Genomic DNA, 25,790 nt, shown 5'->3' on the forward strand with positions numbered 1-25,790 from the left:
AACTACTTAATTATTAGATAAAAACTGACTTTTTATATTTTTATTGAAATTTAGCATACAAACCTAAAGCACTAAAAACAAGCACATTACTATTATTTAGTAAAAAAAAATTACAAGGAAGCTGTTTTTTATGTTAAAAATAGCTAGCTCCAAGATTTAAATTTTATATTTGGTTGTCCCCAAGACTATTAAAATATTTAAACCCTACTAATGATAGATAAGCTTGAACTCTATTTCAAGGCTGCACAATCAGCTAAAATTGGAATATGGAAAATGAATCTGCAAACCAATGAAGTATATTGGGATGCTGTTACGAAATGTATACTTGAAGTTCCTGAAGATTTTGAACCTGTAAATGGAAACGGCATAAGTTTTTATACAGAAGGCGAAAATAGAGATCGAATTAAAGTACTTATCGAAAGAGCAATCAATGAAGGAATTTCATTTGATGATAAATTTCAGATTACCACAGCTAAAAACAACATCAAGTATATTGAATGTATTTGTCAAGTAGAAATTATTGACGGAAAACCCATGAATTTATTGGGTACATTTCAAGACATCACAAATGAGCAGAATCTAATCAATGAACTACAGTTAAATGTAGAAAAATTTTCTTCGATTTTTTCCAGCGCGAATGATGCAATTTTTATTATTGACACGTCAAATGGGGTAATCACTGACTGTAATCCCCGATCATCAGAACTTACAGGATACAATAATTCTGAATTGAAAGGTTTACATAATTCAAAATTATTTCCGGTTGAGTTAAGGACAGAGCTTCGGTTATTCTTGAAATATAATCTAACCCGAAATGAATATACCGTCAATGAAACGTATATCAAAACAAAATTAGGAGAAACAATTCCTGTTGAAATAGCTTCCGGAAAAATATTTCAAGTCGACAACATAAAGTATTTAGTTTGTTTCATTAGAGACATTAGCGAACGAAAGAACGTTGAAGCTAAATTGAGTTTGCTATCGCTTGCGGCTTCAGAAACTACAGATACCATTGTAATTGCAAATGAAAAAGGAGAAGCAGTTTGGGCAAATCAAGCCTATTTAGATCTTACCGGTTTGAATATGGAGGAAATAATAGGCAAAAAACCAGGTTATTTATCCAAAGGTCCTGAAACTGATTTAAGCGCTTCATCATTAATGAGAAAAGCAATTAAAAACAAAGAAAGTATCAAAATCACAATACTAAATTATAATAAAAATAAAGAGAAGTATTGGTTTGAATTAAATATAACTACCGTATTTGACAGTAATAACAATTTCGTTAATTTTGTTGGTGTTGGTCGAAACGTAACCCAACGAATTGAAAAAGAGTTTGAACTTAAACGATTATTGGATGTAACCAGTAGTCAAAACAATAAATTATATAATTTTACCCATATTGTTTCCCACAACATACGCTCCCACACGAGTAATTTATCAATGGTAGTTGATGTAATTGAAAATACTGATGATATTGATGAGAAGCTTTCCTATTTTGATTTATTCAAAGAAGGAACTGAAAAACTATCAGAATCAATTGAATATTTGAATGAAATTATTACCATTCAACAAAAAACAAATATTGAAAAGACTAAGATTCAGTTAAAGAGTGAAATTGAAAAAACAAGAATGGCTTTGAGTTTAGCCATAAAGGATAGTCAAATAACGATTACGCATACAATTCCAGAAAATTTGATTGTTAATGCAATTCCAGCTTACTTAGATAGTATTTTGCTAAATTTATTTACAAATGCCATTAAATATAAATCTCCCGAACGGAAGGCTACTTTAGAAATTGGTTACAAAATCATAGATGACTATACCGTTATCAACTTTAGAGACAATGGCTTAGGTTTGGATTTGAAAAAGAATAAGCATAAACTTTTTGGAATGTATAAAACCTTTCACGGCAACGAAGATGCAAAAGGAATTGGATTATTTATAACCAAAAACCAACTCGAAGCTATGGATGGAAAAATTGAAGTTGAAAGCGAAGTAGGTCATGGCTCTAATTTTAAAATTTATTTAAATGAAAAATAAATTAACATACATTATCGATGATGACAAACTAACCGTGAAATTGATGAGTATTCTCATCTCTAAAAGTAAGTTTTGCGAAGAAATCCATTCCTTTAATAATGCTCAATTTGCCATTGATAAATTAAAAGAAAATTGGGATGATAGTGAAATTCTACCTGATGCTATTTTACTTGATTTAAATATGCCGGTGATGGATGGATGGCAGTTTTTGGATGAATTTATTCATTTACCTATAAAAAAAGAAATTTCAATTTTTATCATGACCTCGTCAATCGACCCTGCTGATATAGAAATGGCAAAAAAATATGATGTGATAAAAGATTATATCATGAAACCTATCACTGCAAACAAATTAGATATGCTGTGCAAACTAATTTCTAAAATAAACTAATTTAAGTTTAGCGGTAACAATTTCCTATCTTGTTCGTCCTATTATTAAATCAAAAAGATGAACCCATTGGAAACTATACTTTCTATCAAAAATCTCAACAAACGTTATGGCTCACTTCAAGCCTTAAAAAACGTTTCTTTCGACATACATAAAGGCAATGTATACGGAATTCTAGGTCCTAACGGGAGCGGAAAATCAACAACTTTAGGCATAGTTTTAAATGTAGTTAACAAAACGTCCGGAGAATACAGCTGGTTTGGCGGTTCAATGGAAACGCATGAGGCTCTAAAAAAAGTAGGTGCCATTATAGAAAGACCAAATTTCTATCCTTACATGACTGCTAAGGAAAACTTAGAACTGGTTTGTAAAATTAAAGGAATCAACTTTGCAAAAGTCAATGAAAAACTTGAATTAGTAGGTTTAGTTGATCGACAAAACAGTAAATTCAGTACTTTTTCTTTGGGAATGAAACAGCGGTTAGCCATCGCTTCTGCCTTACTGAACGATCCTGAAATTTTAATTCTTGATGAACCTACAAACGGCTTAGATCCTCAAGGGATTCATCAGATAAGAGATATCATCAAACAAATTGCCTCAAAAGGAACTACTATTTTACTCGCTTCTCATTTATTGGACGAAGTAGAAAAAGTATGTACCCATGTTTTGGTTTTAAGAAAAGGCGAAATCCTATACACTGGTTTAGTGGATGGTATGTCAGCAAATGAAGGCTTTTTTGAATTACAAGCTGATGATACTGAAAATTTAATCCTAGCGGTTATAACTCATCCTGCAATTAAAAATGTAGTAAATGAGGAAGGGAAAGTTTTAGTTTATTTAAAAAATGATTTGGAAGCTAAGGAATTGAATCGATTTCTTTTTGAAAAAAATATCGTACTAAATCATTTGGTAAAACGTAAAAACAGCTTAGAGGAACAATTTTTAGAACTGACTAAAAATCAATAACAATTTCAATTAGAATTTCAATACAAATAAATTCTAAAAATCCAATAGTCTAACAATCTAATAATCTAAAATGAAAAGATTACTCTCAATAGAATTACAAAAAATTTGGAAAAACAAAGCCAGTCGTGTTTTAACATTGGCTTATTTTATTCTCTTAACTTTCATAGCTTTAATAGCTTCCATAAAATTTGATCTTGGTATTTTTAAATTTCACCTTGCTGAAATGGGAATCTTTAATTTCCCTTTTATATGGCATTTCAACACCTATATCGCGGCCATATTAAAATTATTTTTAGCGATAGTAATTGTCTCCATGATGGCAAATGAGTATAGTTATGGAACACTAAAACAAAACTTAATTGATGGAATGAGTAAAAAAGAATTTATTCAATCTAAATTTCTAACGGTAGTTTTGTTTGCTACAGTATCCACTATTTTTGTTTTTATAATGTCACTCATTTTAGGGCTTAGCTATTCTTCCTACACTGAATTTAGTATCGTTTTCTCTGATTTAGAATACCTCTTGGCTTATTTTGTCAAACTGGTTGGTTTTTTCTCATTCTGTTTATTTTTAGGAATATTGGTAAAACGTTCTGCTTTTGCACTCGGATTTCTTTTGCTTTGGAATATCATAGAAGGAATTATCAATGGCGTTTTGACTTTTAAAGTATTCCCAAATAGTACAACGGCAGCATCAATTACTCAGTTTTTGCCTTTGCAATCCATGTCGAATTTAATAGTAGAACCTTTTAGCAGATTATCAGTCGTAAAAAATCTGGGGACACAAATTGGTTTGGATAATATTAAAGAATACGATGTGAGTATATCGTCTATTATTATTGTATTATTTTGGACTGCGATTTTTATTTTCCTTTCCCATCGATTATTAAAAAATAGAGATTTGTAGTATCTTTACACATGATGAAATGTGTAAAAATAATATTATTTTATATTTTTATTAGTTGCGCTGTATGTGATGCAACCGCACAATCTATTTCAGTAAATGACTCTTTTACAGCGCAACAACTTGTTGAAAATATTTTAGTTAATAGTTCTTGCGCCAATGTTTCTAATATTAATGTAAAAGGAGATACATTTTTCGGCAGTCAAAACAGCTACGGGTATTTTAATTCCGGAGCAAGTAGTTTTCCTTTTACACAAGGCGTTCTTTTGAGTACTTGGAGTAGCAAGAATTCTGAAGGGCCTTATGTTTCCACTCGAGGAGGAGGAAATAAATCGTGGTTAGGTGATTCGGATTTAGAGCAAGCATTAGGAATAACAAATACAATAAATGCCACAATTTTAGAATTTGATTTCGTTCCATTAACTAATTTTATAAGTTTTAATTACATCTTTGCATCTAATGAGTATCAATCTTATTTTCCTTGTGAGTATTCTGATGGATTTGCCTTTTTAATCAAAGAAATTGGCACAAGCACTTATCAAAATTTAGCCGTGCTACCCAATACTACAACTCCTGTTTCATCCGTAAATGTTCACCCCTTAATAAATCCAATTACTGATACTCAAGGAAACGTTAGACCTGGTTGTCCATCAATAAACGAAACTTACTTTAACGGATTTAACAATCTCTCCAGTCCTATAAATTACAGTGGGCAAACTAAGGTATTAACAGCGCAAACAAATGTTGTAGCAGGAAAAACATACCATATAAAACTAGTAATTGCTGATGATGAAAATGAGGATTATGACTCAGCAGTTTTTCTTGAAGCAGGTAGTTTTTTACCAAAAATTGATTTGGGACCAGACCGATTATTAGCGACAAACAATCCTATTTGTTTTGGCGAAAGCTATATTATAAACCCTAATTTACCATCTGGCTATACTTATAAATGGTTTAAAGACAATGTTGAATTGACAGATACTTCTCCTACTTATACCGTTACAAGTCCCGGTATTTATAGAGTTGAAGTACTATTGACACCCAGCTGTATTGCTACCGAAGACATAAAATTTGAATTTACTTCAGAAATTGATTTGAATGACACCTCGCTTTCGCAATGCGACATTGATAATGACGGAATATCTATTTTTAACTTAACTAAAGTCGATGCCATTGTAAAAAACAATAATAGCAATTTAAGTCCTGTTGTTTATTATGAGACTTTGGTCGATGCTCAAGGACAAATTAATCCAATTGCTAATCCCACAACATATAGCAACAAATTAGTTAACCAGTCTGTATTTGCAAGAGTGAGCAATTCATTTAAATGCGCAAATTATGCCGAGGTAAGGCTGATTATTTCCAATAACGCTATTGCAGTTCAAAATCCAATTTCAACTTGTGACACTGATGGTACAAATGATGGTTTATCACAATTTGATTTAAACACTCAAGTAACGCCACAAGTAGTTATGGGTTTACCAGCCGGCTTAATTGTAGAGTATTATTTAAACCCAACGGATGCCATAGCCCAACAAAATCAGTTATCAAATATTTTTAAAAACACTGTGGAAACCCAACAAATTATTTATGCCCGAATCGTAAATGGTCCTGACTGTCATGCAATTACTCCCATTACACTTGTAGTAAACACCTTTGACCCTCCAAATTTTCAAGATGAAACTTTTGTTTTGTGCGAGACTAGCTCGATTAACCTAACCGTAAATTCTGGGTTTTCAAGCTATTTGTGGAATACTGGAGCGACTTCAAACACCATAACAGTTAATACTCCGGGCGATTATTCAGTAACCGTTACGAGTTTTGATGGTTGCCAAAAAACAAAAAAATATGATGTAGCTGTTTCGGGAATTGCTACAATTATCGGAGCAACAGTGAATGATTTTGAAAGAAATGAAAATTCAATATCAATTGAATATACTGGAATTGGAGATTATGAATTTTCTATAGATGGATCTTATTTTCAGAATAGTCCAATGTTTAACGGAGTTGCACCCGGAGAATATTTAGTTTATGCCAGAGATAAAAATGGCTGTGGTTTATCAATTCCGTTTGTGGCATATGTTTTAGATTACCCACGTTATTTTACGCCTAACAATGATGGTTATAATGATATTTGGCAAATTAAAAATCTGGATAATTTACCCCAATCAACTTTATTTATTTTTGACCGTTACGGAAAATTATTAAAACAATTAGTCTCTTCAGATATGGGATGGAATGGTACTTTTAATGGATTTGCATTACCCACAGATGATTATTGGTTTCATTTGAATTTAGAAAACGGCAAAATAATAAAAGGTCATTTTTCATTAAAAAGATAATCTAAATTTTGCTATTTTTAGCAAATGAAAAAAATATTACTATTACTCATTACCCTTTTTTCCATAAGTTGTTTTTCGCAGTTTAGCAAAACACACTATATACCGCCATTGACTTGTGCAACAAATTTAGCAGGTGATCATTATTTATATATATCAACACCAAGCACTTCCGATGTTAATTTTAAAATTATAGAAAACGGAGGTAGCATAATTACTGGTGTAGTCAAAAATACTACTCCGTATATCTATTCTATTGGTCAAGGACAAAACACACAGTTGTTCACTCCAAAAACTAATATTGGAATTGTAACTAACAAAGGATATATAGTTGAGGCCGAAGATTTAATTTATGTAAGTGTGAGGGTTAATGCCGGTTTTAGTTCTCAGAACAATTCCTATAATCATGCTGGTGGACTCGTTTCAAAAGGAAATAGCGCCTTGGGTAAAGAATTTAGATTAGGAGCTATGTTAAATCCGGTTTACGATCAAAGTGTATTAAATTTTGCTTCAATACTATCAACCGAGAATAATACTAAAGTAACTATTTCAAACATTCCAATAGGATCTGTACTATCAAACGGAACTATTATTACTGGACCCATAACTGTCACTTTAGGCAAAAATGAAAGTTATGTTTTGGCTTTGGAAAATTACAATAATACAGTTTCTAACAGTTCAACTATGATTGGTGCCTTAGTAGAATCTGATAAACCTGTAGTTGTCAATTCGGGTTCTTTTGGAGGTAGTAACAGTACTATTGTTAATACTCAAGGAAATCCCATTGGCAGAGATGTAGGTTTTGACCAAATTGTTCCAACCGAAAAAACCGGTACAGAATATATATTTGTAAAAGGACTTGGAACTGATGAATTAGAGCGAGTTTTATTAATTGCTAATGTTGACAATACCAAAGTTTTCGTTAATGGATCAGCGATAGCTTTTGCCACTATTAATAAAGGACAATATACCGTTATTGACGGAAGCCAATTTATAGATGGCAATTTACACGTCTTAACCTCTGAAAACGCATCTGCTTATCAGAGTATTGGTGGAGATTTTTCATCAGCAAATCAAAATTTATTTTTTGTACCGCCCTTAAATTGTGCTACGCCAAGCATTGTTGATAATATCCCTTCTATTGAATCGATAGGAAATACACTTTATAATGGTGGATTAAATATTGTAACCGAAGCAGGTGCAACTGTAACCATAAACAACATTGCTATCTCAAGCCCTCCTGTAGCTGTAACAGGAAATACAAATTATGTGAGGTATACCGTTTTTAATCAAACTGGGAATATTGCTGTAAAATCTACTAGGCAAGTTTATGTTTCTTACTTTGGAACAAATGGCGCGGCTACTTATGGCGGTTATTATTCAGGTTTTGATACGAAACCAGAAATAGTAACTGATAAAATTACAGTCTCTAATTCAGCATGTATCCCAAATGTTGTTTTAAAAATTAGTACTTTATCATCATACGATACTTTTCAGTGGTATTTTAATGACAATCCAATTATGGGTGCAAATTTAAATTCATACACCCCTACTCAACCTGGTTATTATCAGGTAAAAGGAAGTATTGTGGGTTGCCCGACTACAGTTCCTATTTTCTCTGACAAGATTCCGGTCAGCGACTGCCCATTAGATTCAGATAATGATGGAACTAATAATAATATTGATATCGACTTAGATAATGATGGTATCCTAAACAATCTTGAAGCCAATATTTCGCTGTTAAACCAGTCAAATACTACCTCAAGTTCTGATTATACTGCTACAATTACGGGAAGCGGAACCATTACGGGAAAACCATTTTACGGATTTGTTTCAGAAGTTCCTGCTGGTATAACAAATAATGTTACTTACAATCTGAATCTCACAAAAAATGAGACTATCAACATTAGCTATATAGCACAAGACAGTCCTACGCAAACTACCGCTATTACAGAATATATAAACGCAGATGGTGATTTTATTTTACAAGTGCAGGCAGATAAAACCATTACTTTGACTAATCCGCAAAATCAATTGCTTGTAGATACTAATTATGATGGGATTTTTGAAAGTGGCGTAACTGAATTTTCTTCCTTCGAAATAAGATTTCGATTAAATAGTACAACACCATTAACACCTGGTTTGGGGAGTTTTCAGTTTTCATCTTATCTCACTAATTCAGTGAAATTAACTCATAATAATCTATCCGAAACAGCTGTTAATAAAGCTATTTTCATGATAAACCGTACAGAAACTTTTGATTCTGATTCTGATACAATTCCAGATTTATTAGACATAGACAGTGATAATGATGGAATTCCTGACACTATTGAAGCACAAGGAAAAGGCTTTAAAATCTTTTCTGGAATTGATTCCAATAAAGATGGTCTTGACAATGCTTTTGAACCCGGACTAACACGAATTAATACAGACAATGATATTTTCAATACTTTTCCTGTTGTTTATGATTTATTGGACTTAGACAGTGATAACGATGGGATTTTTGACTTAATTGAATCTGGCAGTACTGCAATTGATCTTAATAACGATGGAATTATAGATGGTCCAGCTGCTGTTTTTGGTGCAAATGGTTTATTTGACGGACTTGAAACGAGTCCGGATAGTGGCAAACTAAATTATACCGTTACTGACACCGATTCAGATGGAACTTTTAATTACATCGATTTGGATAGTGATAATGATGTTTGTTTTGATGTTATCGAGGCAGGTTTTAATGACCCTGACAATGATGGAATATTAGGGAACAATCCCGTTACTGTTAACGCTAAAGGAATAGTTATGAGCGGTGTGGGTTATACAACTCCAAATAACAATTATGTAATTGCGGCACCAATAGAAATCACATCTCAACCTCAGGCAAAACCAACTTGTGAGCTAGAAAACACAACAATTACAGTTCTTGACAATGGTGGAAATACCTATCAATGGCAGTTGTCAACTGACGGAATAACTTGGAATAATATTATAAATAATGCTACTTATCAGAATGCAACAGCACAAACCTTAACACTGATAAAAGTGACTAACGCAATGAATGGTTATAAATACAGAGTGAAATTGGATAAAATTGGAAATTCATGTGGTTTGATTTCTTCCGAAACTACTTTGACAATTTATACTTTACCTGTTGTCAATACAGTCACAATAGTTCAATGTGATGACGATACAGATGGTTTCTCTGATTTTAATTTAACGGTAAAAAACAATGAGATATCGACTAATTATACTTCCGAGAATTTTACCTATTATACTTCGCTTTCGGGAGCTGAAACAGCTGATACAGGAAAATTAATATCTAATCCTTTAGCTTTTACAAATACAATATCAGGTGGCATGCCAATTTGGGCAAGAGTAAAAAACACTAATGAATGTAGTAGTATAGTTCAAATTAACTTAATAGTTTCTACTACTCAAATTCCAGCTTCATTCAGTCGTACTTTTTCTACTTGTGATGACTTAGGAGCTACTAATGACGATACTGATGGAATTGCAACTTTCGATTTTAGTAGTGTAACCACTGATATTTTAGATATTCTTCCTTCATCGAGTTCTTCTTATTCAATAAAATTTTATAAAAATGAAGCCGATGCCTTGTCAGAGAATGATGAAATAACAAATACATCAAATTATAGAAATACCGGATATCCAAACGAACAAAAAATTTGGGTTCGTGTGGAAAGCACATCAGACAATGCGTGTTATGGTTTGAGTCCAAGAGTAACTTTAACAGTAAATCCAAAACCTAATATTGATACAAACGCTGATTTTGAAGAAAATGAATTAGTATGCTCTAACCTTCCTACTTTCTTTGTGAGATTAGATTCCGGAATTCAAGATGGCACTTCCAGTACTGACTATACGTATGTTTGGACAAAAGACAATGTGGTTTTAACGAATGAGACTGGAGCAACATTGAATGTAAACTCAGAAGGTAATTATACCGTAGAAGTTAGTTCACTAGCCGGTTGTAGTAGAATCCGAACAATAAAAGTGACGGCCTCTGATATAGCAGTAATAACAAGTATTTCAATTATTGATTTATCAGATGTAAACTCAGTTACAATAAATGTAACCGGACAAGGACAATATGAATACAGTCTGGACGCTCCATCTGGACCTTTTCAAGATTCTAATTTCTTTGATAATGTAACTGCCGGAATTCATGAAATATACATTAATGATAAAAATGGTTGTGGAACTGTAAGCCAAACAATTGCAGTAATTGGTGTTCCAAAATTTTTCACACCAAATGGAGATGGTTACAATGACTATTGGAATGTAAAAGGAGTAAATGAAAATTTCAATGAAAATTCAATCATTTATATTTTTGATCGTTACGGTAAACTATTAAAACAAATTCTTGCTTCTAGTCAAGGTTGGGATGGTACCTTTTTAGGTTTGCCTTTATCTTCAGACGATTATTGGTACTCCATAAAATTAGATGATGGAAGAGAAGCGAAGGGACATTTTAGTTTGAAAAGATAATAAGAATTTCATTTATTACCTTAACTACTTTTTTAATCACATTTCTAATAATAAATTCGACAGAAGAAGTTACTAAACAAACATAAAAAAAGCCATTCAAATAAATGAATGACTTTTTCAATCTTATAAAGATAAAATTAGATTTTAAATCTTTTTCTATCAGTTTCTGTCAAATATATTTTTCTCAAACGAATAGATTTTGGTGTAACCTCTACATATTCATCTTTTTGAATGTATTCTAATGCTTCTTCAAGAGAGAAAATAATCGGAGGGATAATTCTAGCTTTTTCATCATTCCCAGAAGAACGAACGTTAGATTGTTTTTTCTCTTTAGTTACGTTTACACACATGTCATCGCCACGAGAGTTTTCACCAATAACCTGACCTTCATAGATTTCAGCATTTGGCTCAACGAAAAATTTACCACGATCTTGCAATTTATCAATAGAATAAGGAATAGCTTTTCCTTTTTCCATAGAGATTAATGAACCTTTGTTACGTCCAGCAATTTCTCCTTTGAAAGGCTCATACCCAATAAAACGATGTGCCATAATAGCCTCACCAGCAGTAGCAGTCAACAATTGGTTACGCAATCCAATAATTCCACGAGATGGAATATTAAATTTGATAATCATACGCTCCCCTTTAGTTTCCATAGAAAGCATTTCTCCTTTACGCAAAGTAACAAATTCCACTGCTCTTCCAGAAAGATTCTCAGGTAAGTCGATTGTTAACTCTTCAATTGGTTCACATTTTTTACCATCAATTTCTTTGATGATAACCTGTGGTTGACCGATTTGTAATTCATATCCTTCTCTTCTCATTGTTTCAATAAGAACAGATAAGTGAAGTACTCCACGACCAAAAACCATAAACTTATCAGCAGAATCAGTTTCACCCAATTTCATTGCTAAATTTTTCTCTAATTCTTTTGTCAAACGGTCTCTAATATGACGAGAAGTTACAAACTTACCCTCTTTACCAAAGAAAGGAGAGTCATTAATTGTAAACAACATACTCATCGTAGGCTCGTCAATATCAATTGTTTTCAACGCTTCTGGGTTTTCAAAATCAGCGATAGTATCTCCAATTTCAAATCCTTCAACACCAATAATTGCACAAATATCTCCAGCAATTACTTGTTGTACTTTTTTACGACCAAGTCCTTCAAAAGTATGAAGTTCTTTAATTCTAGATTTCATTACAGTACCATCTCTTTTTACTAATGAGATTGGCATACCTTCATTCAAAACACCTCTTTCAAGACGACCAATAGCGATACGACCTGTAAATGCTGAGAAATCTAATGATGTAATCAACATTTGTGGTGTTCCTTCAGAAACTTTAGGAGCTGGTACATTTTCAATAACCATATCCAATAATGCTTCAACATTATCAGTTACGTTTTCCCAATGGTCAGACATCCAGTTATTTTTAGCAGAACCGTAAACAGTTGGAAAATCCAATTGCCACTCTTCAGCACCTAATTCAAACATTAAGTCAAAAACTTTTTCATGAACTTCTTCAGGAGTACAGTTTTCTTTATCAACTTTATTGATTACTACGCAAGGTTTAAGACCTAAGTCAATAGCTTTTTGTAGTACAAAACGAGTTTGAGGCATTGGACCTTCAAAAGCATCTACAAGTAGACAAACTCCATCAGCCATGTTCAATACACGCTCTACTTCTCCTCCAAAATCGGCGTGACCAGGAGTGTCAATAATGTTGATTTTTGTTCCTTTGTATACTACAGAAACATTCTTTGAAGTAATGGTAATACCTCTTTCACGCTCTAAGTCGTTGTTATCAAGGATTAAGTCACCTGTGTTTTCGTTATCACGAAATAACTGACAGTGATACATAATTTTATCAACCAAAGTTGTTTTACCGTGATCGACGTGGGCAATAATTGCAATGTTTCTAATAGATTCCATCTGTGATTTTTAATGGGTGCAAAGGTACACTTTATTTTGATATAAAAAATATTTATGTAATAGTTTACATATTCTTAACCCATTAGACACAAAAATTAGGCCTTTAAAAAAAACTCGAAAAATAAGTTACAAATGTTGTTTAATAATTCAGCAATAATTAATTATATTTGAGTAATGAAAAGCAAAACCAATCAAGTAATCATCATCTACATTCTAATCTCAATGTTTGTAGCCATTGTTAGTCATAAATTATTAGCTCAATATATTTCTGATTCAAACTATCAATTTTACAATTTTACCAAAGACATTTTATTTATATTTTTGACTGGAATAATTTTCAAACTTATTTTATCAAAAAACGACAACCGAAATATATCCATTTTTGAAAAACTTAAGAATACAAATGACGAAATCAAGGAGTCGAATGAAAAATACGACATTGTAGCCAAAGCTACCAGCGATACTATCTGGGATTGGAAAATACAAGAAGACAGCTTTTCTTGGAATAAAGGAATTGAAAATGTTTTTGGTTATACTGAAGATGAAGTTGGAAATAGCTCAAAATGGTGGTTTGATAAAATTCACCCTGAGGATAGTATTAAAATGTCCATCAGACTCTACTCCTTTATAGAACAAAAAACTGAAAACTGGCAAGATCAATACCGCTTTAAATGTGCCAATAACTCCTATAAATACGTTTTAGACAGAGGTTTTCTATTGAAAGATGAAAATGGAAAAGCCATTAGAATGATTGGAGCTATACAAGATATCACAAAACAAAAAGAGGAAGAACAAAGGCTAAAATTACTGGAAACCGTATTTACACAGTCAAAAGATTCAATTATCATTACCGAAGCCAGCTCCTTTGACGGAAAAATCCCTAACGTCATTTATGCTAACCCCGCTTTCTCCGCTATGTCAGGATATGAGTTTGAAGAAATTTCAGGAAAATCGGCAGATCCTTTCAACAGTCCAAATTCCGACATCAATGAACTTGAAAAACTTTTAAGCTCCATTAAAAACAAACAGGAATGCCTAATAGAAACAATCAGCCTAAACAAAAACAGAGAAGAATATTGGGTTCGCTTCTCTATGATACCAATTTACAATTCTGAAAATGAACTTTCTCACTGGATCTCCATTCAAAGAGACATAACCGATGAAAAGAAGCAAGAAAAGGAAAAAGAGCAGCTTATTAGAGAATTAACCCAAAACAATAAAGACTTAAAGCAATTTTCTTATATAACCTCCCACAACCTTAGAGCTCCACTATCAAACTTAACTGGTCTACTAAATCTACTAGAGGACATTCCTGTTGAAAACCAAGAATTAAAAGAAATCTTGAATGGTTTTAATAAATCCACTCATTTATTAAATGACACTATCAATGATTTAGTAAAAGTTATTATCATTAAAGACAATCCTTCGATTCAAAAAGAAGTTGTTTTAATAAAAGAAATCTTTGAAAATGTTTTTAGCCAACTTAATTTTCAAATCGAATTATATAAACCAATCATAAAGCTTAATTTTGAAAAAGTTTCTATTATAAACATTAATAAAGCGTATATAGAAAGTATATTGTTGAATCTTTTGACAAATGCAATAAAATACAAATCCGAAAACAGAAAGCTTAAAATAACTATTACTACCCGTGAAATCAACGATACTGTTGTATTAATATTTACAGACAACGGAATAGGCATCGATTTAGAAAGAAATAGAGATAAAGTATTTGGACTTTATCAACGTTTCCATAATTACCCTGACAGCAAAGGACTTGGCCTCTATTTAGTAAAATCACAAGTTGAAACGATGGGAGGAACAATTGAAATTGAAAGCGAGGTAAACAAAGGAACTACATTTACATTAACATTTAAAAATAAAGAATAATGTTAGATCAAATTTTATGTATTGATGACGACCCGATAACACTTATGTTATGCAAAAAAGTAATAATCAAATCATCATTTTCTAATGAAATAATAACGGCTCAAAATGGCGAAGAAGCGCTAAGCTACTTCAACACTATGAGATACGCTAAAAACAAACCAGACGAACAACCACAATTAATTTTTTTAGATTTAAATATGCCTGTAATGGGTGGATGGGAATTTTTAGACCATTTCAATAGGCCAGAATTTTCAGAATTTAATACTATAAAAGTTGTCGTCCTTTCCTCAACTATAGACCCCGAAGACTTAGAAAAAGCAAAACAATACTCAATGGTTATTGACTTCCTATCTAAACCAATTACCCGCTCAATGCTTGAATACTTAAAGAACAAGATGGAATAGGAAAATATAAGACATAAAAAAAACTCTCATAAAATGAGAGTTTTTTTATGTCTTAACAATTGTATTAATTACAATTTAGCAACGTGCTTAGTTAATTTAGATTTTAAATTAGAAGCTTTATTATCATGAATGATATTCTTTTTAGCTAATTTATCAATCATAGATATCACGCTTGATAATTTAGAAGTAGCATCTGTTTTATCAGTAGCTATTCTCAAGGCTTTGATAGCGTTACGAGTAGTTTTATGTTGGTATCTGTTTAATACTCTTCTCTTTTCGTTACTTCTAATTCTCTTTAAAGCTGATTTATGATTTGCCATTTTATTATTTTTTTATCTTTTACTAATTTTTGTAGTCCGTAAGGGAATCGAACCCCTGTTACCAAGACGAAATCTTGGCGTCCTAACCCCTAGACGAACGGACCATTATCCCCTAAGTTTTTATCAATCTAAAATATTGAAATTGTAGCCCGTAGCGGAATCGAACCGCTCTTACATGGATGAAAACCATGCGTCCTAACCGATAGACGAACGGGCCATACTTCCCTCTAAGTTCAGGAAAACTTTAATCTGCAATAAAAATAGTAGCCCGTAGCGGAATCGAACCGCTCTTACATGGATGAAAACCATGCGTCCTAACCGATAGACGAACGGGCCCTGCTTCTCTAATGCGGATGCAAAAATACAACTATTTTTGAAACGTACAATAGTCCATGCAAAAAAAATTATTTTTTTTTAATACGCCTTTGCAAACAACACCCTTCCTACTGAGCTTTCCCCAGTAAAAACACAGCTTCCCGCCTCTTCTACTCTATCCAAAGGAATACATCTGATAGTAGCTTTAGTCAAGTCTTTAATCTTCTCTTCCGTTGCTGCAGTTCCATCCCAATGTGCTGATACAAAACCTCCTTTAGTATCTAAAACCTCTTTAAACTCTTCAAAACTATTTACTTCAGTAATATGCGTATTTCTGTAATTTAATGCTTTTTCGAACAATTCTTTTTGAATTTGCTCTAATAAATCACCTATGTAAGCTGTAATTCCATCTTTAGAAACTACTTCTTTAGTCAATGTATCTCTTCTTGCCACCTCGAAAGTTCCATTTTCTAAATCTTTTGGACCAACTGCTATCCTAACAGGTACTCCTTTTAATTCCCATTCAGCAAATTTAAAACCAGGTTTCTGAGTCGTTCTATCATCAAATTTCACAGAGATATGTAATTTTCGTAAAGCTGCTATCAAAACATTTACTTCAGCAGTTATAACAGCCAATTGCTCGTCTGTTTTGTAAATAGGAACAATCACTACCTGAATAGGTGCTAAACTAGGAGGCAATACCAATCCTTGATCATCTGAATGTGTCATTACTAATGCACCCATCAAACGAGTAGAAACCCCCCATGAAGTTCCCCAAACATATTCTTGTTTTCCTTCGGCATTTGCAAATTTAACGTCAAAGGCTTTGGCAAAATTCTGACCTAAAAAGTGTGATGTTCCAGCTTGCAAAGCTTTTCCATCCTGCATTAAAGCTTCGATACAATAGGTCTCTTCAGCTCCTGCAAAACGTTCGGTTTCAGTTTTCATCCCTTTTATAACTGGAATTGCCATGAAATTCTCGGCAAAATCAGCATATACATTCATCATTTTTTCTGATTCTTCAACTGCTTCTGCTTTTGTAGCATGAGCCGTATGCCCTTCTTGCCATAAAAATTCTGCAGTTCGCAAAAATAACCTGGTTCTCATTTCCCAACGCACTACATTCGCCCATTGATTAATTAATAAAGGTAAATCTCTGTAAGACTGAACCCATCCTTTGTAAGTGGACCAAATAATAGCCTCACTTGTAGGACGAACGATTAATTCCTCTTCTAATTTCGCATTAGGATCAACCATAAGTTTCCCCGGTTTGTCTGGATCGTTTTTTAATCTATAATGAGTCACAATTGCACATTCTTTTGCAAATCCTTCTGCATTTTTCTCTTCAGCCTCAAACATGCTTTTGGGAACAAATAGTGGAAAATAGGCGTTTTGATGACCTGTTTCTTTAAACATTCGATCCAATTCAGCTTGCATTTTTTCCCATATTGCATATCCGTATGGTTTGATAACCATACAACCTCTAACTCCTGAATTTTCGGCTAAATCGGCTTTAACAACCAATTCGTTATACCATTTTGAATAATCTTCTGATCTTGTAGTTAAGTTCTTACTCATATTGAATAATTTGGCACAAATTTTGCATTAATAATTTTAAGTAAATAGTTCAGCAAAACTAACTATTTTTGTAATGTGCAACAATAAAAACTCCATATATATGAAAACTAGTACTCTTTCCTTCCGAAACCCAACAATATATTACTTTGTTGGATTTTTGAGCGTCCTGTTGACATCCTGTGGCTCCTACCAAAACAGTTCTTACTATGATTCTGACGGAATATATGGTAACGCTCCAAGAAGAGCTGTAGAAGTAGAGACGCAAAATGCTCCAAATAATCAATACAAAGACTACTTTGGGTCTTTGCAGAACAACAACCAACCTGTAGAAATTTTTACAGATGTAGACAATTACAATGATTATAATATAGAAAACGACAGTATAGAGTATAACAACTATCCTGGATGGGGCAGTAATTCTCAAACTGTAAGCATAAACGTTTATGACAATGGATGGGGAATGAATAATTGGTATGGAAATAACTGGGGTTGGAATACTGGTTATGGATGGGGATGGAACGTTGGTTTTGGATGGAATAATTGGTACGGAAACAATTGGTACGGAAATAATTGGGGTTGGAATAGTTGGTATGGAAACAACTGGGGCTGGAATAACTGGTATGGTAATAATTGGGGATATCCAAATTACTACAACAATAGAGCCTATTCCTACAACGCAAGCAGAAGAGGTTCTTCTTATACCACCAATACAAGTAGCAATAGAAATTACAGTACCCGAAGTTCCGCAAATTACTCTAGAAACCAGAGCAATACCGTTAGTCGCAGAACTAATTCAAATTACAGAGGAAATACGAATACTGAATTCAGAAGAAGTACTACAAACGGATTCAATAGAACAAGTCCAACATTTTCAAGAAATCAAAACAATTCCAACAGTACACCTAGCAGAAGATCAAATACAAGTAGCACACGTAGTGAAAACAACTCTCCTGCAAGATCATATACTCCAAGTTCAAGAAACGATGACAATTCCAGATCATACACACCTAGCTCAAATAGTTCGGGAAATTCTGGTGGCGGCGGTAGATCATCTGGCGGTGGCGGAAGAGGTGGCAGAGGATAATAATTCTTTCTATACCTTCCAATTTTGATATTAAATTAAAACCTACGAATTAAAAATGAAAAAATATATATTTTTATTAGCTTTAGGCTTCACTGCAAGCGTTGCACAATCACAAGAAATATCAGATGCCATGCATTACGCACAGGACAACCTGAACGGAACAGCTCGTTTTAGAGCAATGGGTGGTGCTTTTGGAGCTCTTGGTGGAGATTTATCCTCCCTAAATGTAAATCCTGCAGGTTCAGCAGTGTTTACAAACAACCAAATGACCCTTACCTTAAGTAATTTTGATACAAAAAATAAATCCAATTATTTTGGCAGCACAACAAGCGAGAAAAACAATTCCTTTGATTTGAATCAAGCGGGTGCCGTTTTTGTTTTTAATAACAAAAACCCAAACAGCAATTGGAAAAAGATTTCATTGGGCGTTAATTACGAAAACATTAAAAATTTTGACAATGGCTTTTTCTCTGCCGGAACCAACCCAAACAATTCTATAGGCGATTATTTTTTAAGTTATGCCAACAATTCTAATAATGGAGCTCCCGTACCTCAAGAATTTGTAAATACAAATCCTGGAGAATCTATATCTGATTTATATTCGTTTTTAGGAAGCAATCTCCCTAATAACCAGTATCCAAATTTAAATGGATTTGCAGCGCAACAAGCATTTTTAGGTTACCAAGGTTTTATTATTGATGCAGTTGACGAAACTAATAATAATTCCCCTTACATATCAAATGTTCCAACTGGAGGTAATTATTACCAAGAAAATTCTATTTACAGCACTGGATATAACGGAAAATTATCTTTTAATGCAGCGACATCATATAATGACAAACTGTATATAGGTCTGAATTTGAACTCTCATTTTACCGACTTTCACAAGTCATCTACTTTTTTCGAAGAGAACAATGCCCCATTAACATCGGATTATACAGTAACTCGATTGAGTTTTGAAAATGACTTATACACTTACGGAACAGGATTCTCTTTTCAATTGGGTGCAATCGCAAAGGTTTCTGATGAAATTCGTTTAGGTCTGGCTTACGAATCATCAACCTGGTACAAATTAAATGATGAGTTATCGCAAAGACTATTTGCAGTAAGCAGCGCAACAAATGCTGACGACACCAATGATGTTGTAAATCCACAAATCGTTAATATTTACGAGCCTTATAAATTACAAACGCCAAGCAAACTAACAGGAAGTTTTGCTTATGTTTTTGGGAAATCTGGTTTAATAAGTGTTGATTACGCTATTAAGGATTATAGTAATACTAAATTCAAACCTGAAAATGATCCTTATTTTAATGATTTAAACAGCGATATGAATTCAATCTTAGATACAACAGGCGAACTACGAATAGGTGCTGAATATAAAATTGATGCTTTGAGTCTAAGAGCAGGATATCGTTACGAACAAAGTCCTTACAAAAACTCCGTAACAATAGGAGATTTAACTGGATATTCAGCAGGTTTAGGGTACAGTTTTGGTTCTACCAAAGTAGATTTGGCCTATTCATACGCCAAAAGAAACTCACAACAAGCATTTTTCAATCAAGGATTTACTGATGGTGCTAGTATTGAGGCGATAAACAACAATGTATCAGTAACATTATTATTTGAATTGTAATCAATCTGAAAAATAAAATTTAAAATCCGTTTCGTTATCATGGAACGGATTTTTTTTAGCCCTGATAGTCCCGAAGCATCGGGAGAAATCCTCCCGTTTTTTCGGGAGATTACTTCACTATACTTTTATTTTTATTGGAGTTCACTGAACTTCGTTTGCAACGTACAGCAGGAATAGTTCCATAAAAAACACAAAGATTTATGGTCCTAAAAATAAAAATTGTAATTTTGCAAAATTCCCAAATTATCGGGATTCTAATGTTATGAGAACTAAGTCGTTAAAAAAGAATAAAATCAACGTAATCACTCTTGGGTGTTCGAAAAATGTGTATGACAGTGAAGTGTTAATGGGACAACTTCGCGCAAGCGGAAAAGATGTTACGCACGAAGCTCCGGAAGCTGAAGAGGGAAATATTATTGTAATAAATACTTGTGGATTTATTGATAATGCTAAAGCAGAATCAGTAAATATGATTTTGGAATATGCTGACAAGAAAGAAAGAGGATTGGTCGATAAAGTATTCGTTACAGGATGTTTATCTGAACGTTACAGACCCGATTTAGAAAAAGAGATACCAAATGTAGATCAGTTTTTTGGTACTACAGAATTACCACAATTATTGAAAGCTTTAGGAGCGGATTATAAGCATGAATTATTAGGGGAACGATTGACTACGACTCCAAAAAATTATGCCTATTTAAAAATTTCAGAAGGTTGCGACAGACCGTGCAGTTTTTGTGCGATTCCGTTAATGCGAGGAAAAAACGTTTCACAAACTATTGAAAAACTGGTTAAAGAAGCGGAAGGATTAGCTAAAAACGGCGTAAAAGAATTGATATTGATTGCTCAGGATTTAACGTATTACGGTTTAGATCTTTACAAAAAAAGAGCACTGGGAGAATTATTGGAAGCATTAGTAAAAGTAGAAGGAATTGAGTGGATTCGTCTGCATTACGCCTTCCCTACCGGTTTCCCAATGGATGTTCTGGAAATCATGAAGCGCGAGCCTAAAATTTGTAATTATATTGATATTCCGTTGCAACACATTTCAGATTCTATCTTGAAATCAATGCGTCGTGGAACAACTCAAGCAAAAACAACAAAATTATTGAAAGATTTCCGCGCTGCAGTTCCCGGAATGGCTATTCGTACTACTTTGATTGTAGGATATCCTGGAGAAACACAAGAGGATTTCAATATATTAAAAGATTTTGTTCAAGAAATGAAGTTTGACAGAATGGGTTGTTTTGCTTATTCTCACGAAGAAAATACGCATGCTTACGCACTGGAAGATGATGTTCCAGATACCGTAAAACAAGAACGTGCAAACGAAATCATGGAATTGCAATCGCAAATTTCCTGGGATTTAAACCAAGAGAAAGTAGGACAAACATTCAAATGTATCATTGACAGAAAAGAAGGTGGACATTTTGTAGGAAGAACTGAATTTGACAGCCCCGATGTAGATAACGAAGTCTTGATTGACGCATCAAAACATTATGTAAAAACGGGTGAGTTTGTAATGATAAAAATTATTGAAGCAACAGAATTTGATTTATACGGAGAACCAGCATAATTTTCTTAAGACGATTTTAATCCATTTTAAAAACTAAATATGAAATCATTTCAATCACTATTAATCATCGCATTTGTATTATTATCAACAAATATAATTTCGGCGCAATACGGTAATGGCGGATATGGAAACGGTTACGGTAATGGTTATGGAAGTAATCGTAGAATGAACAGTGCAATGGATCAATCCAGAACTCAAGACAAACCAAAAGAAATTCCTGTTGAAGTAACGGTTGGAAAAATCATGAAGCGAATACAACCGGAACTTGTTCTGGACGAACTTCAGGTAATTGCAATCTCAAATATTTTGACCGAAAGCATAAAAACTCAAGGTATGCTTATAAAAGCAGAAGTCAGCCAAGATGAAAAAATAAAAAACATAACAGTTCTTTCAGAAACTACTGATAGAAAAATAATGGAATTATTAAACAAAGACCAAAAGGAGAAATATATAGCTATGAATGAAGAAGCTAAAAATCCTAAAAAATCGAAATCTAAAAAGAAATCTAATTAATCGATTTTTAGTCTGTTGCTAAATGAAAACCTACATGAGAAAAATTTTTTATTACCTTATTTTGGCAGTTATTGCTGCATCCTGCTCAACAAATCCTTATAAAAAGAGTGAAAAAATTTATGACTCTAAACTCAAAACATTAAAAGAGACTATTTCTAATAAAGATCCGCAGCCATTACCTGTTATTCCTCATGTAGAAATAAACATTGACACACTATACACAAAACAGTTGCACACCTATAAGGATACTCTTTTCAAAATGGGATCAACTCCTTTGCAAAACGGTGTCAATACAGAATGGATAGGAACCGTAAATTTTAATTTAAGAAAGCCGAATTTCATTATTATTCATCATACCGCACAGGATTCATTACAACAAACACTAAAAACATTCACCAAAATAGAATCTCAAGTGAGTTCCCATTATCTAATTTCGGATGACGGCAAAGTGGTTCAAATGTTGAATGATTATTTAAGAGCCTGGCATGCAGGTGCTGGTACTTGGGGAAAAAATACAGATATTAATTCTACATCAATAGGAATTGAACTAGACAATAATGGATCTGAAGTTTTTTCTGAATTACAAATCAACAGTTTACTGGCGCTTTTGACGAAGCTAAAAAAAGATTACAATATTCCTGCTCAAAACATTATTGGTCACGCAGATATTGCACCAACCAGAAAAAAAGATCCCAGCCAATTGTTTCCTTGGAAAATATTAGCCGACAAAGGTTTTGGTATTTGGTCAGATGAGTTTTTAGAAACTGCTCCTATTAATTTCAATATAGAACAAGGATTGCGAATTATAGGATATGACACAAAAAATTTACCCGCAGCAATAACTGCTTTTAAACTACATTATATTCAAACAGAAGTCAATGATGTATTAGATGAAAAAACAATAAACACCATTTATTCTATTTACAAAAAACAGTAAATAGTTTATATTATGCAAACACCTATAAAAACGGTTTTTTGAATCATTCAAAGAACCGTTTTTTATTTAAATACTTTTTCAAACTCTTCTCGTAGTTTATCCTAATGTAGACTTCTTTTACTTTTAAAAGCTAAACAAACAGGCTAACATAAACCCGGAAGCATAATAACAACTCCATACAAGATGAACAAGTTGTTGCAAGTAATACATAAACCCTTGAAGTTTTTATGACTGCATAACAAATCCAACTGTAATATCTAAACAAAAAAAAAGCTGCCAAAATACTTAAAAGCATCTTGGCAGCTAAAAAAAAAAATATTATTTCAATACTAGAATGAGTATGTTGTTGCAAGTAATGCATAAGCTGTTAAACCTTTTGGCGCAGCATCACTGTTTGTAAAGATATCTTCTGAAGCTGTGTCAACACGGAATTCAGGAATAATAGTCAAGTTTCCTACTTTATAGTTTAGTGATAAAGTATTACCTACAACACTAGTTCCAGCAAGTGAACCAAGTCCAGCAGTTGCATCTTTAGCATCCAAATACTCTAATCTGTAAGCTAAACTTAATGATTCTTTCAATGCAAAATTTGCATATCCTACTAAAGCAAACCATTCACCATCTAATGTACTATCAAAGTCATTGTTAGTCATTGCATAAGTACCGTTGAATCCTAAAGAGAATGAATCACTCACTTTCTTTGAACCTACAAAATCAAATTGTGTTTTGTTCTCATCAGAAGAAGGATTACTACTTCCAGAAGTAACATTGAAATACGCACTTCCAGTATCACCAACATAGCCTAATTGACCTATGAACGTTTTTTGACTTGAACCTGCTTCAATTGTTGTTTTAAAATCTGTTGGATTTGAAACTCCAGCCATGAAGCTGAATTTTCCAGAAGTATATTGTGCTTTTACCCCAGTATTAAAGAATGGACCATAAGTAAATGCATAAGACATACTGTAGTTTTTATTATCTACTGCATCTAGAAGTTCATATCCTACATGGGTTCCAAAACTACCTGCAGTAACTTTAAATTTATCTGAAAATTCATAAGTGAAATTCAATTGTTTGATCATGAAAGTTGAAGCGGCATCATTATAAGTAAATTGAGCAGCTCTGTTTCCAAACCCCAAATCAACAAAAACAGATGCTTTCCCCATTTTATGAGATGCTTCGATGGAAGCCATCCCTAATTCAAATGAATTGTGAGAATTTGTAAAACTGGTCAAACTGTTGTCTACACCAGAAAAATCATATTTATAATATGCATCAGCAGATCCTGCAAAAGTAGTTGAAGGTGCAACTGGAGCGTCTTGTGCGAAAGTTAAACTTGTTGTTAGCATTAATGCTAAAATAGCTAGGTTTTTTTTCATCTTTAATTGGTTTTAATTAGTAATCTAGTTTGGTTATTATTTTGGTCTTAGTTTATACGGTTTAAAAAATTCTAGTACTTATAATCCAGAAAACTGCTTTGAAATACACTTTTTTTAATGTGAAATTTTCTTGTTTCTGAAGCGAATTTATTAACTTTTATTTCACTTGAATTACTATTTGGCACTTTTTTGCCTTGTTTTGAGAAGAATTATTAATAACGAAAAATCAACAAAAAATAATAGATATTCCGTATTTTAAAGCATCAATTTTAAAAATTTAATAATCAGTTTTTAAACACATACCCCTATTTTTTTGAATTATAAAGTACAAATAAATTTTAAAAATCGTTTTTTACAGATGTTTTTACATAAAATAAAATCAAACCCCCCCATAAAAAATACATATAAAAATAAATATTAAATTTTAAGAATAGAGACTTGATGTGCTGATTTTTTTATACAAAGACACATGAATATAAAATTTTCATCGTTAGAAACACAATTTAGACTACATTGAAAAAGCGGCTAAATCAAAAGTTATAAAAAACTAAATCACCCTATTATTAACACTAATTTTATGAAAATTTTAATTGTGAACAGATTCCTTTTTTAGTACTTTTAAACCATGTTTCGTTTAGCACTTAAAATTTCTGTTTTACTTGCATTCCTCACTTTTTCCCTTATTTGGGTAAGTGATAAACTTTCAATACTTATTCATGAGAAGCAATATGATTTTTATGAACTAGCCGAAAATAACACCGAAGAAAACAATTTTGAGAGTAAGCTAAAAGTACTGTTCATGGATTCAATTGAACTTTTTAATTGTTTCGAATATTACTCTTCCAATAAAGCCCGAATTAATTCTTTCGATTTATTTGTAGTCAAAGAGTTTGCTTTAAAAAATTTCACTCCTCCGCCAGAAATAGTTTAATCCCTATTTTTTACTAAAAAAACATTATTAATATATTGATTGTCCGTTTTTAGTCATAATCCTGTAATACTTGCTATTACTAGCCTATCGAATAATTTTTCCTCAAAATACCGTCTGTTAAGCTTGTAAACGAACTCGTTTAGGTATAAT

Annotated in this window: 18 protein-coding genes, 3 tRNA genes and 1 pseudogene; 14 read left to right on the plus strand and 8 right to left on the minus strand. The window is 32.7% G+C overall.

The annotated features are described in order from the left end of the window. Positions 1-210: 210 nt before the first annotated feature. The 6 genes from QLS31_RS14210 (at position 211) to QLS31_RS14235 (ending at position 11,143) form a co-directional block, all read left to right on the plus strand. Positions 211-2,040 carry a PAS domain-containing sensor histidine kinase gene (locus tag QLS31_RS14210; protein WP_099715909.1) on the plus strand — a complete coding sequence of 610 codons (1,830 nt, stop codon included), beginning with the start codon at positions 211-213 and terminating at the stop codon, positions 2,038-2,040. Then, entirely contained in the window at positions 2,030-2,431 is a 402-nt protein-coding gene (locus QLS31_RS14215; protein ID WP_099715910.1) for a response regulator, read from the plus strand. Before QLS31_RS14210 ends, QLS31_RS14215 begins: the two co-directional genes overlap by 11 nt. Before the next feature lie 66 nt (positions 2,432-2,497). Continuing rightward, the gene (locus QLS31_RS14220; RefSeq protein ID WP_282744413.1) at positions 2,498-3,394 is read left to right on the plus strand and encodes an ABC transporter ATP-binding protein; all 897 of its coding nucleotides are present in this window, start codon (positions 2,498-2,500) and stop codon (positions 3,392-3,394) included. Between the two features lie 70 nt (positions 3,395-3,464). Further along, positions 3,465-4,301 (plus strand): ABC transporter permease, encoded by an 837-nt coding sequence (locus QLS31_RS14225; protein WP_282744402.1) that lies wholly within the window; start codon positions 3,465-3,467, stop codon positions 4,299-4,301. Positions 4,302-4,312: 11 nt separating this feature from the next. Continuing rightward, complete coding sequence (locus QLS31_RS14230) at positions 4,313-6,640, plus strand: choice-of-anchor L domain-containing protein (protein ID WP_282744403.1); 2,328 nt, start codon at positions 4,313-4,315, stop codon at positions 6,638-6,640. A 24-nt stretch (positions 6,641-6,664) separates the two neighbouring features. Continuing rightward, positions 6,665-11,143, plus strand: a complete 4,479-nt coding sequence (locus tag QLS31_RS14235) for a T9SS type B sorting domain-containing protein (protein WP_282744404.1) — start codon at positions 6,665-6,667, stop codon at positions 11,141-11,143. Between the two features lie 137 nt (positions 11,144-11,280). On the opposite strand, the gene typA is transcribed toward QLS31_RS14235, so the two are convergent. Then, positions 11,281-13,077 carry a translational GTPase TypA gene (gene typA, locus QLS31_RS14240; RefSeq protein WP_099715914.1) on the minus strand — a complete coding sequence of 599 codons (1,797 nt, stop codon included), beginning with the start codon at positions 13,075-13,077 and terminating at the stop codon, positions 11,281-11,283. A gap of 174 nt (positions 13,078-13,251) precedes the next feature. On the opposite strand from typA, the gene QLS31_RS14245 reads away from it, so the two are divergent. After that, on the plus strand, positions 13,252-14,967 hold the full coding sequence (locus QLS31_RS14245) for a PAS domain-containing protein (protein WP_282744405.1): 1,716 nt from the start codon (positions 13,252-13,254) through the stop codon (positions 14,965-14,967). After that, positions 14,967-15,371: a response regulator gene (locus QLS31_RS14250; RefSeq protein WP_282744406.1), complete on the plus strand. Its 405-nt coding sequence runs from the start codon at positions 14,967-14,969 to the stop codon at positions 15,369-15,371. Before QLS31_RS14245 ends, QLS31_RS14250 begins: the two co-directional genes overlap by 1 nt. 68 nt (positions 15,372-15,439) lie before the next feature. Here QLS31_RS14250 and rpsT read toward each other — a convergent pair whose 3' ends face one another. From rpsT to proS, 5 genes are all read right to left on the minus strand, one after another. Continuing rightward, on the minus strand, positions 15,440-15,691 hold the full coding sequence (gene rpsT, locus QLS31_RS14255) for a 30S ribosomal protein S20 (protein ID WP_035673520.1): 252 nt from the start codon (positions 15,689-15,691) through the stop codon (positions 15,440-15,442). Positions 15,692-15,723: 32 nt separating this feature from the next. Continuing rightward, positions 15,724-15,795 (minus strand) — tRNA-Glu (locus QLS31_RS14260). A gap of 41 nt (positions 15,796-15,836) precedes the next feature. Next, a tRNA-Glu gene (locus QLS31_RS14265) sits at positions 15,837-15,908 on the minus strand. Between the two features lie 47 nt (positions 15,909-15,955). Further along, a tRNA-Glu gene (locus QLS31_RS14270) sits at positions 15,956-16,027 on the minus strand. A 78-nt stretch (positions 16,028-16,105) separates the two neighbouring features. Continuing rightward, a complete protein-coding gene (proS, locus tag QLS31_RS14275) occupies positions 16,106-17,584 on the minus strand; it encodes a proline--tRNA ligase (RefSeq protein WP_282744407.1) in 1,479 nt (492 codons plus the stop codon). A gap of 100 nt (positions 17,585-17,684) precedes the next feature. Between proS and QLS31_RS14280 the strand changes: the two genes are divergently transcribed. The 5 genes from QLS31_RS14280 to QLS31_RS14300 all read left to right on the plus strand — a co-directional run bounded on the left by QLS31_RS14280 (position 17,685) and on the right by QLS31_RS14300 (position 23,330). Next, positions 17,685-18,668, plus strand: a complete 984-nt coding sequence (locus QLS31_RS14280) for a hypothetical protein (protein WP_282744408.1) — start codon at positions 17,685-17,687, stop codon at positions 18,666-18,668. Between the two features lie 55 nt (positions 18,669-18,723). Then, positions 18,724-20,304 (plus strand): outer membrane protein transport protein, encoded by a 1,581-nt coding sequence (locus QLS31_RS14285; protein WP_282744409.1) that lies wholly within the window; start codon positions 18,724-18,726, stop codon positions 20,302-20,304. A gap of 262 nt (positions 20,305-20,566) precedes the next feature. Beyond that, on the plus strand, positions 20,567-21,880 hold the full coding sequence (rimO, locus tag QLS31_RS14290) for a 30S ribosomal protein S12 methylthiotransferase RimO (RefSeq protein ID WP_099715919.1): 1,314 nt from the start codon (positions 20,567-20,569) through the stop codon (positions 21,878-21,880). Positions 21,881-21,919: 39 nt separating this feature from the next. Next, the gene (locus tag QLS31_RS14295; RefSeq protein ID WP_282744410.1) at positions 21,920-22,393 is read left to right on the plus strand and encodes a hypothetical protein; all 474 of its coding nucleotides are present in this window, start codon (positions 21,920-21,922) and stop codon (positions 22,391-22,393) included. 34 nt (positions 22,394-22,427) lie between these two features. Next, positions 22,428-23,330 carry an N-acetylmuramoyl-L-alanine amidase gene (locus tag QLS31_RS14300; RefSeq protein WP_099716369.1) on the plus strand — a complete coding sequence of 301 codons (903 nt, stop codon included), beginning with the start codon at positions 22,428-22,430 and terminating at the stop codon, positions 23,328-23,330. A gap of 329 nt (positions 23,331-23,659) precedes the next feature. Here the strand turns inward: QLS31_RS14300 and QLS31_RS14305 are convergent, their stop codons facing one another. Next, the gene (locus tag QLS31_RS14305) at positions 23,660-24,709 is read right to left on the minus strand and encodes a porin (protein ID WP_099715921.1); all 1,050 of its coding nucleotides are present in this window, start codon (positions 24,707-24,709) and stop codon (positions 23,660-23,662) included. A gap of 625 nt (positions 24,710-25,334) precedes the next feature. Between QLS31_RS14305 and QLS31_RS14310 the strand changes: the two genes are divergently transcribed. Then, a complete protein-coding gene (locus QLS31_RS14310; protein ID WP_282744412.1) occupies positions 25,335-25,640 on the plus strand; it encodes a hypothetical protein in 306 nt (101 codons plus the stop codon). Between the two features lie 53 nt (positions 25,641-25,693). Here QLS31_RS14310 and QLS31_RS14315 read toward each other — a convergent pair. Then, positions 25,694-25,790: pseudogene (locus QLS31_RS14315) on the minus strand (IS1595 family transposase); the annotation flags it as partial.

The organism is Flavobacterium sp. XS2P24 (assembly GCF_030010285.1).
Lineage (GTDB): Bacteria > Bacteroidota > Bacteroidia > Flavobacteriales > Flavobacteriaceae > Flavobacterium > Flavobacterium algoritolerans.

Bases quoted from the DNA above. Each gene is read 5' to 3' on its own strand.
- QLS31_RS14210 (WP_099715909.1), top strand. From the start codon at position 211: ATGATAGATAAGCTTGAACTCTATTTCAAGGCTGCACAATCAGCTAAA.
- QLS31_RS14215 (WP_099715910.1), top strand. From the start codon at position 2,030: ATGAAAAATAAATTAACATACATTATCGATGATGACAAACTAACCGTG.
- QLS31_RS14225 (WP_282744402.1), top strand. From the start codon at position 3,465: ATGAAAAGATTACTCTCAATAGAATTACAAAAAATTTGGAAAAACAAA.
- QLS31_RS14230 (WP_282744403.1), top strand. From the start codon at position 4,313: ATGATGAAATGTGTAAAAATAATATTATTTTATATTTTTATTAGTTGC.
- QLS31_RS14235 (WP_282744404.1), top strand. From the start codon at position 6,665: ATGAAAAAAATATTACTATTACTCATTACCCTTTTTTCCATAAGTTGT.
- typA (WP_099715914.1), bottom strand. From the start codon at position 13,077: ATGGAATCTATTAGAAACATTGCAATTATTGCCCACGTCGATCACGGT.
- QLS31_RS14245 (WP_282744405.1), top strand. From the start codon at position 13,252: ATGAAAAGCAAAACCAATCAAGTAATCATCATCTACATTCTAATCTCA.
- QLS31_RS14250 (WP_282744406.1), top strand. From the start codon at position 14,967: ATGTTAGATCAAATTTTATGTATTGATGACGACCCGATAACACTTATG.
- rpsT (WP_035673520.1), bottom strand. From the start codon at position 15,691: ATGGCAAATCATAAATCAGCTTTAAAGAGAATTAGAAGTAACGAAAAG.
- proS (WP_282744407.1), bottom strand. From the start codon at position 17,584: ATGAGTAAGAACTTAACTACAAGATCAGAAGATTATTCAAAATGGTAT.
- QLS31_RS14280 (WP_282744408.1), top strand. From the start codon at position 17,685: ATGAAAACTAGTACTCTTTCCTTCCGAAACCCAACAATATATTACTTT.
- QLS31_RS14285 (WP_282744409.1), top strand. From the start codon at position 18,724: ATGAAAAAATATATATTTTTATTAGCTTTAGGCTTCACTGCAAGCGTT.
- rimO (WP_099715919.1), top strand. From the start codon at position 20,567: ATGAGAACTAAGTCGTTAAAAAAGAATAAAATCAACGTAATCACTCTT.
- QLS31_RS14295 (WP_282744410.1), top strand. From the start codon at position 21,920: ATGAAATCATTTCAATCACTATTAATCATCGCATTTGTATTATTATCA.
- QLS31_RS14300 (WP_099716369.1), top strand. From the start codon at position 22,428: ATGAGAAAAATTTTTTATTACCTTATTTTGGCAGTTATTGCTGCATCC.
- QLS31_RS14305 (WP_099715921.1), bottom strand. From the start codon at position 24,709: ATGAAAAAAAACCTAGCTATTTTAGCATTAATGCTAACAACAAGTTTA.
- QLS31_RS14310 (WP_282744412.1), top strand. From the start codon at position 25,335: ATGTTTCGTTTAGCACTTAAAATTTCTGTTTTACTTGCATTCCTCACT.